Here is a 12,043-nt window from a genome sequence, read left to right as displayed (position 1 = left end):
TGGTGGGGGCAAGCGCACCAGCACACCAAAAGTCGTGCGTTCGAGCGCTTGAGAGGGGCAACATGTCAATAATTGATCGAAACAACATTCACGTCGAAGGTTTGGGCTCCACTGCCATGATGTTTGCCCATGGTTGGTTGCGACCAGAACATGTGGCGCTTTGTCGAACCCGCATTCCGGGACGGTTTTCGCACGATATTGTTTGACCATGTCGGCGCTGGTCAGTCCGACCTGTCAGCTTACGACCCGGTCAAATATTCCAGCCTGGACGGATATGCTGCCGACGTGGTTGAGATCGGCCGCGAACTCGATGTCAAGAACGCCGTCTTTGTCGGTCATTCCGTCAGCGCCATGATCGGTGCTCTTGCATCAGTACGGGCGCCTGACATGTTTGCCAAACTGATAATGGTCGGCCCTTCGCCGCGCTATATCGACGATGGCGATTACGCCGGTGGGTTCAGTGCTGCGCAAATCGAGGAGTTGCTGACATCTTTGGATGACAACCACATGGGTTGGTCCGCCACTATGGCGCCAGCCATCATGGGCAATCCCGATCGACCTGAACTTGGGGAAGAGCTGACCAACAGCTTCTGCCGGACAGATCCTGAAATTGCTAAGCAATTTGCCCGCGTGACCTTCATGTCGGACAATAGGGCGGATCTTGGAATAATTGGTGCAGAGACGCTGATCTTGCAGTGCAGCAACGACATCATTGCCTCCGAGCAGGTGGGCGAATATGTGCATCGCGCCGTGCCGAGAAGCCAGCTGAGGTATCTCGCCGCCAGCGGCCACTGCCCGAACTTGAGCGCACCTGAAGAAGTTATATCGGCGATACGTAGTTTTGTGTGAAGTTGAGCAGATTGAAGAGCTACAGGATCTCTATGAGAACGCGCCCTGTGGCTATCTTTCGATATCGCCCGATGGCCGAATAGCCAAGGTGAACACTACGCTTTGCAATTGGATCGGCAAGTCATCCGCGGACATCGTCGGTAAGCGCCTGCGTGACCTGCTCAACGTCGCGGGCAGCATCTTTTATGAAACCCACTTTGCGCCATTGCTGCGTATGCAAGGCTTCTTCCATGAAGTTGCTCTCGACTTCGCGAAGGCTGATGGCGAAACTTTACCGGTGCTGGCCAACGCTGTAGAGCGTCGTGACTCCTCGGGAAATGTGATTTTCACGCGCCTCGCGATCTTCAAAGCGACTGAACGACGGCTATATGAGCGCGAGCTGGTCGAGGCGCGGGCAGCCGAGCGGGAAGCACGGCGACGTCTTGAGGAGGTGGTCTCATCCCTGCAAGCCGGCATGGCCGAGCAGGTCGCCATCTTGATGGAAGAGAAGCAGAACTCTGAGCTTAAGGAGCAGTTCGTTGCCGTGCTTGGCCACGACCTGCGCAATCCTCTAGCGGCGATTGACGCCGGCGTCAGCAAGATGCTGCGCGATGGTGCGTGGACAGACAGTACTCCCCTCATTCTACGCCTGATGAAGAATAGCGTTTCACGCATGAGCTCTTTGATCGACAACGTGCTGGACCTGGCGCGAAGCCGGCTTGGGGGCGGCATTGTCCTCAACCTCGAAGATCAGCGCCCGCTTCAACCAACACTGGAGTTGGTCGTAGATGAAATACGCACCGCCAACCCACAAAGGACCATCACAGTCAATCTCGACATTGCAAGACCGGTTAGGGTCGACCACGACCGCATCGCGCAAATGCTTTCCAACCTACTTGGGAATGCCGTGACACACGGCGCGTCGGATAAAGATGTTCGCGTTGAATGCGTCCTAGATAGTGAGGGGAACTTGGAACTCAGCGTTGCCAACGCCGGTGAGCCAATCCCTCCCGAGATGGTGCCGCTCCTGTTCCAACCCTTTCATCGAGGGCAAGTGCGAAATAATGCGCAGGGGCTGGGACTGGGGCTCTATATTGCGTCAGAGATTGCTCAAGCCCATGGTGGTCGGCTTGATGTCGTGTCCGATCGCCGTGAAACACGCTTCATCTTTCGTTTGGCTGCTCAAGAGGCGATAGCCAAGAACACAGAGCCAATGAACTAAGATTGGGCCGACCCTCAAGTACGCAAGCGAGCAAGTTGGCTCGCACGGCATCACAATCCAAGTAGCGTGATGACTCGACGTTAGGGAGTAGGCCTTGACGAGGGCAGTTTCTGGTCTTGCTTGAGGCTGTCGCCAAGGCAGCAAACAGCTTATTTTTCTCAGCGGAAAACCAGGCGATCATCGACCCGGGTCCAATCGTCACGAGCTGTCAACGGTCAATTGATGGATTGGTCGGTGATGTAAAGTTGTTGCAGAAACTTTACGCTTGTGTGACTCGTTCGACTAGTTCCTCGGATTGGGCGGCCTCTTTGTGGGTCGTGGCGGCGGGTTGAGGTGCGCCAGTGACACGTTCCAAGGACTAGAGGCGAAGTTTACCACGTTGTTCATAGAGGGGAGAAGACGCGGGTATACCGATCTCGACCCACCACGATCACATCGCGCTACTCGACCAGTTTGATATCTCGCTCGGTGATTTCCGCCGTTCCATCGTCGACTTGGCATGACACCGCAGAATGCCCGGTGAAAGTGATTTTCTGTGCTATGATTCGGGTGCAACCAGTTGCCGAGTTCCCGGAGTACTCGACATTAGATCCGGGAAAGTAGCTAGCTCCATCAAAAGTGGAGTTAAGAGTTCCTCTTATCGTGTTCGTTACGCCTGCCCTTTGGTCACCATAAAACAGCACACCCTTATAGGGTCCCGAGGTGGGCGCAGAAAGGGTGAGTTCGGAATTTCCTTCCAGGCTCAACCGCGCCGAGCCTGAAAGAATAAAGGTGACATTGCTGGCCGCAAGTGCCGGCGACTTGGCAGAGAGTTGCCCCCCCGTGATAATGTAGAGACTGTTGTCAAACAGCAGATCCTGGGTTAGCGAGAGTCCATCATGGCACCTCACCGTCTGCCCTTCCCAAACCGAGCCGCATAAGCTCTGGTTGGGTGGCGACAGATGGGCATAAGGGTCTGGCACCGCCGAAGCCAGAGTCCGCGACGTGGAGCAATCTTTGGACTCGGTCAGCAGGTGAGTGCCCTGCACCCCGCCGACCGCACTCGCACATCCAGCGTTCACGGCTACCGATCCATAGAGATCGATCGCGTTGGTCGCGCTGGAATTGGACGACAGATCGCAGCCGTTGAGATTAAGATCGGCTGATCCGCCGATGGTGACAGCACCGCCCGCATCAGGCGAGAGAGCAAGCACGCACGGTTCAGGCAACGGCGCGCTGACCTTGCTTACCGCCCTAGCTGTCAGCGAGCCGGGCACGATCGGCGCGAAGAGCCTGGGCACGGATCGCTCGAGAATGACCTCGACCTTTCCAGGGTCACCCTCGAATGGTGTCGTGACGAGCGGCCGTGGCGCATCTGCGGGTAATCCGTTCTCATGTGCGATGTTAATGGTCGTCGCTTCTATTTCCGCATAGCTGTCGCCAGCCCGGTTCCGTACGGCGCCGGCATAGGCCGATACGTCGGCAGCATTCTGGAGTTGGCGCTGCATCAGATACCAATACCCCGTTTCCGCACCCAGCCCCAATGCCATCACAATGACCGGAAACAAAATCGCCATGAGAATGGCCGCCGCACCGGACTGATCCCGGCCAAAGCGGCTGGGCAGCGCCAGAATTCTGGACCGAAGGCGATTGGAAGTATGGCGACGTGTCATGGCAGGTCCATCAACTGGATAGCCGCAGGCGTGATGATCACTGCAAACAGCACCGGCAGGAAAAACAGGATCATCGGCACCGTTAGCTTGGGGGGGAGCGCGGCGGCCTTTTTTTCGGCTTCACTCATGCGCGTGTCCCGGTTTTCGATAGCCAGAACGCGCAGGGACTGACCGATGGACGTGCCATATTTTTCCGACTGAATGAGTGCCGTAACCGTAGCCCGGACGCCGTCAAGGCCGGTGCGCTGGGCAAGATTTTCGTAAGCCATGCGCCGATCTTGCAAATACGACAGTTCGGCGGTGGTCAATGTTAGTTCCTCAGCCAGGGCGCGCGATTGAACACCTATCTCCTCGGAAACCTTGCGGAACGCTCCCTCGACGCTCATCCCGGCCTCCACACAGATGAGCAAGAGATCGAGCGCGTCCGGCCAGGCGCGCCGGATCGAGACTTGGCGCTTGGTGATGCGGTTTTTAAGAAAAATGGATGGCGCGAAGTACCCGAGCCCGCCGACTACAACCGGTATCATGGACTTGGTCAGGAGAGGCAGGTCGAGTTTCAGAACGAAAAAGACATATAGCGTCGAGAGAACGAACAAGCCAATGGCGGCGAGGAGGCGAGACGCGAGAAAGGTGAGCAAAGGCCCCTGCCCGCGATAGCCGGCCATGCGCAGTTGGCGGACGACCGCTCCGTCTTCGGTCTGCCTGGTGAGATTGAACCTGTCGACAATGAGCCTATAGATCCGCCGGGGTTCGGACCTGAGCGAAATCTCCTTGGGCGAGTTGAGACGGGCGCGTTCGCGCACGCGGATTTCCTCTTTCTCCTGACCCAACTTGCGTATGCGTGTCTCGAGGTCGTCACGCGCGAAATGGGGCCAGAACACAACCATCAGCGCCAGAAAACCCGACAATCCCGCCATGGCGGCGATTGCGGTTTCCATCGGGGGTAGGATCATCATCGAATGGCTCAGAAGTTGAAGTTTATCATCTTGCGCATCACCAACACGCCGATCAGCATCCAGAATGCGCATCCTGCGAGCACGATCTGCCCTGTCACGGTCGAGAACAGCAGCCCGATATAGTCGGGGCTCGTGAAAAACAGCATTGAGGCGACCACAACCGGTAGTCCGGCGATGATGGTGCCCGATGCAGTGGCCTCCGAGCTCATGGCCTTGATCTTTGCCTGCATTTTTTTCCGGTCGCGCAGAACGGCGGACAGGTTGGCCAGCACCTCCGAAAGACTCCCGCCCGTTCTGGACTGGATGGCAATGACAATGGCGAAGAAGTTGGTTTCAGTGAGCGGCATGCGCTCAGCCAAGCGTTGCGTCGCTTCGCTCACAGGAATGCCGAGCACCTGGTCATCCACGAGCGTCTTGAACTCGGACCGCACCGGCTCCGGCGCCTCAGTCGCGACGATCTTGACGCAGTCGACCAGGGGCAGACCCGATTTGACGCCTCGGACAATGATGTCCATCGCGCCCGCGAACTCGCTCGAGAACCGCTGGAAGCGCCGCTTGCGTACCCGCTCGACGTAGAGATGCGGAACAAGAAGCCCCCCAGCCACGGAAAATCCGAGCGAGGGCACGAGCCCAACGCCGAGCGCGACTGCCACCGCGAAGGTGATTAAACCAAAAATGAATGAAACGGCTGCATAACTCGGGCGAGACCATTTCAACCGAGCCTGCTGTAATCTCAGCGTCAGCGTCGGTCGCGAACTCTTCCTACGCTTGGAGCGCTGCTTTTCTTCCATCTGGCGCAAGGTCTTTTCGACTGATTGCTGACGGCGAAGCCCATCGGATGGTTTGGCCCCCGCAGCCGGCTCTGCCCGGCCCAATCCTGCAATGGCATTTAGCCGACGGTCGAAATCGGCCCGCCGACCCATGCGAGGATAAAATGCGGCTGCCATCAACCCGGCGACGCTGATCCCGGTGAATACGAAGACGACTGCTGAGAGAACGAGCGGAGAGAGTACCATATTATGCCGCGGCCGAATCCTCGGCTGTGTCGAGCGCAGCCGCAAGCCGCTTCTCTTCCCCAAAATAGACTGCGCGATCCCAAAAATGCGGTCGTCCAATTCCGGTCGAGCGGTGACGCCCGATGATATCTCCGTTCACGTCTTCACCCGTCATGTCGTAAACCAACAGATCCTGGGTGGTGATGACGTCGCCCTCCATACCCAGCACTTCGGTAATGTGAGTGATGCGGCGTGAACCGTCGCGCAGGCGCGAAGCCTGGATGATCACATCCACCGACCCGACGATCATCTCGCGCACAGTACGCGGTGGAAGCGTAAAACCACCCATGGCGATCATCGCCTCCATGCGCTTGAGGCACTCGCGGGGGGAGTTGGCGTGTATCGTTCCCATCGAGCCGTCATGGCCAGTGTTCATGGCCTGAAGGAGATCGAAAACCTCCGGTCCACGTACCTCGCCCACGATGATCCGCTCTGGGCGCATGCGCAGGCAGTTCCTGACGAGATCGCGCATGGTGATCTCACCCTGACCCTCAAGATTGGGAGGGCGTGTCTCGAGCCGTACCACGTGGCGCTGCTGCAACTGAAGTTCGGCCGAATCTTCGCACGTGATGATCCGCTCACGACCATCGATATATTTTGTCAGAGAATTGAGAAGGGTCGTCTTGCCCGAACCCGTGCCACCGGAAATAATGACATTGCAGCGTACCCGCCCGATGATCTTGAGAATCTCGGCGCCCTCGGGCGAAATCGAGCCATACCTGACCAACTGATCGAGGGTGAGCTTGTCCTTCTTGAATTTGCGGATTGTGAGGCTCGGCCCGTCGATGGCGAGCGGCGGCGCAATAACGTTTACGCGAGACCCATCGGGAAGACGCGCATCGCATATGGGGCTGGACTCATCAACCCGCCGACCAACCTGACTGACGATGCGCTGGCAGATATTGAGCAGTTGGGTGTTGTCACGAAAAGAGATGTCGGTTTCTTCGATCTGTCCCCCGACCTCGATGAAGATCCGGTTCTTGCCGTTGACCATGATGTCGGCGATGTCATCGCGCGCCAGCAGCGGCTCGAGTGGCCCGTAGCCGAGGATGTCATCGCAGATCTCGTTATGAAGGCGTTCGAGTTCGCCGATGGACAGCTGGAGCTTGCGTGCTTCGGCGATCTCGCTGAGCACGGCGCCGATTTCTTTTCGGGCCTTTTCCGGCGCGATCTTGGAGAGGCTCGCAACGTCGATGGTATCGACAAGCGCGCTGAAAAGCTGTGCTTTGATGGAGAAATGCGCACTGCCGTGCTTGGCCGATCGACTTTCATCGGCATTCGGCACCGTTTCAGTGGAGGATGATGTTAAAGGTTCAGGGATCGCCTGGACATCGACAGCAAAGCCTTCGCTGTCCACTTCTTTCTTGCCAAACACGGCACTTCACCCCGAAATTGCTTACCCATAGAAGGAGGGCGGAGTGGACTCCGCCCCTTGCACTTAGCTTGCAGTGGTGGTCGCAGCAGGGTTGAGCGTGGTCTGAATCGTATTGAAGGTCGTCTGTAGGTCGGTTCCGACGAGCTGGACCGCACCGATGATAACGACTGCAATAAGGCCGGCGATAAGACCGTATTCGATGGCAGTTGCACCGGACTCGTTCTTTAGGAAGCGGGCGAAGATGTTCATGATCTATCCTTGATTATCCTGGAATGATGGCAGACGCTCTCAGGCGTCAACACAGCCGTGGCAGGTTATTCGCCGACCCTCCGCTGCGATGCTCGTAATATGAACCACGGGCCGCAAACCGACTATTCAGCTTGATGGGTTAGTGCTTTTCACCAATGCCGTTCCCGATGGTCTAGGCCATCGGTCCTGCATCGCTGGGTACAGGTGCAACCCTTCGCCGCCCGGCTCATTATCCAAGGGATACTTGGTTGGAGGATCTCATGAAAATGAGATTGGCTGCTGTTTTGGCCGTGGGACTGTGCTTTTCGGGAGGTGTGGCGCAGGGCGACGGCCCAGCGGAGCTTCCAATGGAAGCGAAGGTGACCGGGCCGGCGGTTGGGCACGTCCTGAACGTTTATCTGAACTTCGCCCATATCCTGCTTCTGGATGAGCCGGTAGCGACCATTGCCGTCGGAAATTCAGGAATCGTCGAGGCGACCCTGAGCGATGATCAAACGGTGATCCTAACCGCTCAGGCGCCTGGCACAACCAACCTCATCATTCTGGACGGGGATGGTGACGAGCTCAGCAACACGATGGTCAGGGTTGTCGAGCGTGGCGATCTGCTTACCACCGTTTATCGCGGTTCAGCGCGTTACACCTATGCCTGCGCAGACCGGTGCACACCCGTTATCTCCATAGGAGACGAAGCAGGTTTTTTCGACAGTTCGGTGAGCCAAATACAGGCCCGGCAGGAGCAGGCCGGGGAGGGTCAATAGCTAACCAGGCAAACCCCGTTCGATCTCCAGGGTGAACCCATCCGGCGACAGGCCGGGAATCAGCAGCGAAACCGAATAGGTGACGGTCAGCGTCCGAAAGTGGGCGGTACCCACGGCAGTATTCCCGAACTGCGGAGTGAGTTCGCCTGCCCCCGAGAAGGCTGCGTTGACCAGCGCCGCAACTTCTTCGTCCGGCTTGCCGATGATCATGGCGCGCACCCCGACATCGGCCGCATAGGCGAGGTTGTTGCGCAGGTGGAGCACGCGCCCAAACTCGATCGTGCCGACCAGCAGCACAATAAGCGGCAGGCAGATCATTGCGAACTCCACGGCGGCTGCGCCGCGCTGGCCACGCGCGAACCGGACCAACATGCTGAGTTTCGGGATCATTGTATTTGCACCAGAAGCGAAGACTTCAGTTCCGGAATATCAATAAGAAAACCGTCGAACTTCTTTTCCGCGCTGAGCAAAAAGCCGTTCGACGCACCTGAACCCGAGCACGGTGCCGAGCAGGCAGGAGCCACAGTCGGCACGAAGTCTTGGCCCTCGGACAGGGCCGTGAGAGTCGCTTCAATCGCTGTCTGGCTTCCGCCTTCCATCGCCGTCATCGCGGCCGAGCGCAGCAACTGGTCCATCGCCATTTGCTCGCCCAGTGCCAATCCCAGATCGACCATGCTTAAGACGCAGAGCACGAGAATGGGACTCACCAGGGCGAACTCCACGGCCGACGCTCCGCCCTCGCCACGGGCGAGCACGCGAACTTTTGCCATCAACTCGATCTTCATGCACCTTTTGACAAAGCAGGCGATCACGGCTTGAGCCCCAATATGCGCCTGCCCAACCTGGACTTCCGCTGTGCCCTGTTTGCGGGTTTCGACCCATTCACAAGCATGGACGCGGTTTGAATGAAAGTGTGGCTTGCTCTGCTGTTCCTGGCAAACTGTCCGATGAGTTGGCCATTATTGGCTGCTGTGCCAAATAGCGCCGGCTCAAATGCAAGAACGACATCTAGATCCCTCCCCGCCGCCCTGGCGAATTCAGTCGGTTTTATCTCCGCGCGACGGGGAACGCCCACCTGATTCAAGATCAGCTTCGGTGAGGGGTCGTTGGGGCGTATGGATGCAATATAGGCAAGCAAGTTCTTGCAGTTTCTCAGTGCGGCAAGTTCCGGCCGTGCGACCACCACGATTTGGTCGACGACCTTGAGCAGGTCGCGCACCCCATTGTTCCAGCTGTGGGGAAGGTCGAACAGTGTATAGCCGGCGCGCGCGCGGGCGACGTCCATCGCCCGTTCGAAATGGCTCCAGTCCAGCTCGTAGCCAGCCTCGAGCGTCGCTGGCGCAGACAGCACGCTCAGCCGCGCATGAGGCTTTGCAACCAAACGTTCGAGCATTTCCTCGTCCATTCGTCCCGTCTGCTGCAAGGCATCGAGCACGCCGTGATGTTTCGCTTCTAGGTTGAAGTTCAGGCCCGTCGTTCCGAACGCAACATCGGCATCGACAAGCAGAACATCGGTATCGAGCTCAGCCGCCATGGCCCAGGCAACGTTGTGGGCAACCGTGGAGGAGCCTACACCTCCGCTCGCGCCGATGAGGGCCACCGTACTGCCGATCGCGGTGTCGCCCATGTCGGAATAAATGCGAGCTACGATTGCAAAAAATTCAACCACGCCAACGGGAGCAACTGCGTAGTCGCTCACACCGCGCGCCAGCAGCGCTCTATAGAGGCCGACGTCGTTGCGATGACCGATCACCAGAACCCGTGTACTGTGTGGGCATTCCTTGGCAAGCCGTTCAAGTCGGGCAAAAAGTTCGGCATCGCTGCCCTGCCACTCGACTACGACCAGGTTGGACGAGCCGGCTAAACTGAATCGCTCGATCGCTGCATCGATTCCTCCACTGAATACGTCAAGACGAGCCCGCGCCATTCGACGGTCGCGCTGCGCCTCGCCAAGCATCCGGCCAACGTCCTCGGTTACAAAAAACGCAGATATAGCGATACGGGGAGCAATTGCAGCCACGTCCGATATCGCTGCCGCTTGAGAGCTTTCCATACTGCACCCATTTGCGCCTTCCAACATACAAGCGCGCTTGAAACGTTTAGTTTCGTGTGGACGGTCGCGTTGTAACCTGTTGGGCGACGCCGGACTGGACAAGCATGACGACCCGCTCCTGAGGAGGCTCTTTGGCATCCGCTGACGTTACACTTGCGGCCAGATCGACTTCGTCCATATCCTCGGCCGAGCGCAGGGCAAGCGAGAGCGATCCCGCCGATTCCGCTGCCATCACGACTTCAACCTGATGCGGAGACAGCTCAAGGGTAGCCGTCTTGCCGAGCGCCACGGCCTCAGATCCGTCGCCATTGGCGTTCTGGTCGATGGCCAGCACACGGATATTGCTCAGAATCGTACGGCTTAACGGTCGGGTCGCGCCACTCTCGTTTGCCGCGATTTGGGTGGTGTGGATCACATCGACCTTGTCATCTGGCAGGATAAAGCCGCCAGCGGCGTTCTCGGCCGAAACTCTCACCGCGACTGCACGCTTGCCTGAAGGCAGAATCGCAGCCATGAAGCCGGCCCCGCCCTCGACCAGTTTTTCGTCCCGCATGGGCTCGCCTGCGACAAACCCGCCGCGCACCACGCTGCCTTCCAATCTAGCCATAGCATCGGGCTGCGAGTCTCTTACGATCATCTCCTCTGTCAGCCCCTCTTCGGGCCAGGATTGCCAGCGCATGTCCACCGTTTGAAGCGAATGGCCCTGTGGCAGGCCCGCAGCAGCAACCAGGACTTCGATTGCCGGCGTGCTAGCACGAACCGGCCCGGCGGCTTGATCGACAGAGGCGGCCGGTTGCCACGCGAACGTCATCCAGGCAGCAAGGCTGCCGCACAAAAGGGATGCTAAAAAGATTGCGATGCGAAACATGTTCTCAGGCTCTAGAGTGTGGGGCTGGGGGACGACCCGGCCAGAACGAAACATGTAGCAGCGGCCATGGCTACGCCATAGGGAACCTCGGCCGCTTGCGTATGGAGCCGATCGATCCACCCAACGGTCTGTAACTGCGGAGGAAGGGACAATCGCCGGAAAACGATCAAGCCAGCCGCTAGAACCGCTCCGAACAAGGCCGTATAAAATACATAGGTCACGGTCATTGACGGCCCGAGCCAAAGCGCAGTTGCCGCCGCTAGCTTGGCGTCCCCTCCCCCGATCCAACCTGCGGCGAAGAGCCCAAATCCTGCTGCGAGAACCACCAATCCCATTGTGACATGTGCGCCCACGCCGGCCGGAAACGGCAGCCCGGTCAACACGGCGAGCCCAAAGAGCCCGGCGACTGCGACCACCAGCACGTTCGGTATAATCATCGATACGAGGTCACGAAAGCCGGCCGAAACGACGAGCCCGCACAGAAGTATCGTGGCTAGATTTTCCGTAGTGGTTGCGTACAATTGGTATCTCCGCATTTTGCGCCCGGTGGCAAGTCCACGCGCAAGCGACTATATCGGGCTGATTGGGAGAGAGTGCCATTCGTCCTGATGGACTAGGCTGCGTCAAAGTACAGGGCCTAGAGCGACTCGCTCATGGAGACGACCGCAACCATCAATTGCTGCGGCTGATATGGCTTGCGCAGCAGGACACTTCCGGGTATTTGGCGCGGAGGATTGCCTCGCCCGCTCGTCGTATAGACCACCTTTACGCCACCGTCAGTGGCGGTAATCCGTTCGGCAAGGTCCCAGCCGTCGAGGCAACCGGGCATGTCGATGTCTGTTACCAGGAAGTTGAACCGCCGCCCTGAACGCTGCGCTGCCAATGCCTCTTCGGCGGAACCGACCTCGCAGACGAAGCATTCCCTCGATCGAAGGTATGCCGAAACGAGTTCACGGAGCAGTTTGTCGTCTTCCACGAGGAGAATGGTAGGCATCGCGCGCATTCCAATTGACGCCGCGGTGGCGGT

At 58.3% G+C, this 12,043-nt stretch carries 13 protein-coding genes and 1 pseudogene; 3 read left to right on the top strand and 11 right to left on the bottom strand.

Annotated elements, in window-relative coordinates:
* The first annotated feature begins 62 nt into the window (after positions 1-62).
* Both NO934_RS19045 and NO934_RS19040 read left to right on the top strand, forming a co-directional pair.
* Positions 63-849: pseudogene (locus tag NO934_RS19045) on the top strand (alpha/beta fold hydrolase).
* Positions 842-2,050 carry a PAS domain-containing sensor histidine kinase gene (locus NO934_RS19040; protein WP_309164293.1) on the top strand — a complete coding sequence of 403 codons (1,209 nt, stop codon included), beginning with the start codon at positions 842-844 and terminating at the stop codon, positions 2,048-2,050. The pseudogene NO934_RS19045 and the gene NO934_RS19040 overlap by 8 nt, the downstream one beginning before the upstream one ends.
* Positions 2,051-2,490: 440 nt before the next feature.
* On the opposite strand, the gene NO934_RS19035 is transcribed toward NO934_RS19040, so the two are convergent.
* The 5 genes from NO934_RS19035 to NO934_RS19015 all read right to left on the bottom strand — a co-directional run bounded on the left by NO934_RS19035 (position 2,491) and on the right by NO934_RS19015 (position 7,340).
* Positions 2,491-3,702, bottom strand: a complete 1,212-nt coding sequence (locus NO934_RS19035) for a pilus assembly protein (RefSeq protein ID WP_309164292.1) — start codon at positions 3,700-3,702, stop codon at positions 2,491-2,493.
* Positions 3,699-4,658, bottom strand: a complete 960-nt coding sequence (locus tag NO934_RS19030) for a type II secretion system F family protein (protein ID WP_309164291.1) — start codon at positions 4,656-4,658, stop codon at positions 3,699-3,701. Before NO934_RS19030 ends, NO934_RS19035 begins: the two co-directional genes overlap by 4 nt.
* Positions 4,659-4,666: 8 nt before the next feature.
* A complete protein-coding gene (locus NO934_RS19025; protein WP_309164290.1) occupies positions 4,667-5,674 on the bottom strand; it encodes a type II secretion system F family protein in 1,008 nt (335 codons plus the stop codon).
* A 1-nt stretch (position 5,675) separates the two neighbouring features.
* The gene (locus tag NO934_RS19020; RefSeq protein ID WP_309164288.1) at positions 5,676-7,088 is read right to left on the bottom strand and encodes a CpaF family protein; all 1,413 of its coding nucleotides are present in this window, start codon (positions 7,086-7,088) and stop codon (positions 5,676-5,678) included.
* A 63-nt stretch (positions 7,089-7,151) separates the two neighbouring features.
* A complete protein-coding gene (locus tag NO934_RS19015) occupies positions 7,152-7,340 on the bottom strand; it encodes a Flp family type IVb pilin (RefSeq protein ID WP_309164391.1) in 189 nt (62 codons plus the stop codon).
* 257 nt (positions 7,341-7,597) lie between these two features.
* On the opposite strand from NO934_RS19015, the gene NO934_RS19010 reads away from it, so the two are divergent.
* Positions 7,598-8,095, top strand: a complete 498-nt coding sequence (locus NO934_RS19010; RefSeq protein WP_309164287.1) for a pilus assembly protein N-terminal domain-containing protein — start codon at positions 7,598-7,600, stop codon at positions 8,093-8,095.
* On the opposite strand, the gene NO934_RS19005 is transcribed toward NO934_RS19010, so the two are convergent.
* From NO934_RS19005 to NO934_RS18980, 6 genes are all read right to left on the bottom strand, one after another.
* Positions 8,096-8,467 (bottom strand): pilus assembly protein, encoded by a 372-nt coding sequence (locus NO934_RS19005; protein WP_309164286.1) that lies wholly within the window; start codon positions 8,465-8,467, stop codon positions 8,096-8,098.
* 14 nt (positions 8,468-8,481) lie between these two features.
* A complete protein-coding gene (locus NO934_RS19000; RefSeq protein ID WP_309164285.1) occupies positions 8,482-8,880 on the bottom strand; it encodes a pilus assembly protein in 399 nt (132 codons plus the stop codon).
* A 23-nt stretch (positions 8,881-8,903) separates the two neighbouring features.
* On the bottom strand, positions 8,904-10,148 hold the full coding sequence (locus NO934_RS18995; protein WP_309164284.1) for an AAA family ATPase: 1,245 nt from the start codon (positions 10,146-10,148) through the stop codon (positions 8,904-8,906).
* Positions 10,149-10,194: 46 nt separating this feature from the next.
* On the bottom strand, positions 10,195-11,016 hold the full coding sequence (gene cpaB / locus NO934_RS18990) for a Flp pilus assembly protein CpaB (RefSeq protein WP_309164282.1): 822 nt from the start codon (positions 11,014-11,016) through the stop codon (positions 10,195-10,197).
* Between the two features lie 11 nt (positions 11,017-11,027).
* Positions 11,028-11,537 carry a prepilin peptidase gene (locus tag NO934_RS18985; protein WP_309164281.1) on the bottom strand — a complete coding sequence of 170 codons (510 nt, stop codon included), beginning with the start codon at positions 11,535-11,537 and terminating at the stop codon, positions 11,028-11,030.
* A 116-nt stretch (positions 11,538-11,653) separates the two neighbouring features.
* Positions 11,654-12,010, bottom strand: coding sequence for a response regulator (locus NO934_RS18980; protein ID WP_309164280.1), 357 nt, complete (start codon positions 12,008-12,010; stop codon positions 11,654-11,656).
* Positions 12,011-12,043: the final 33 nt, after the last annotated feature.

This window comes from Pelagibacterium sp. H642 (genome assembly GCF_031202855.1).
Classification (GTDB): domain Bacteria; phylum Pseudomonadota; class Alphaproteobacteria; order Rhizobiales; family Devosiaceae; genus Pelagibacterium.
This window is presented reverse-complemented; position numbering and strand designations above follow the sequence as displayed.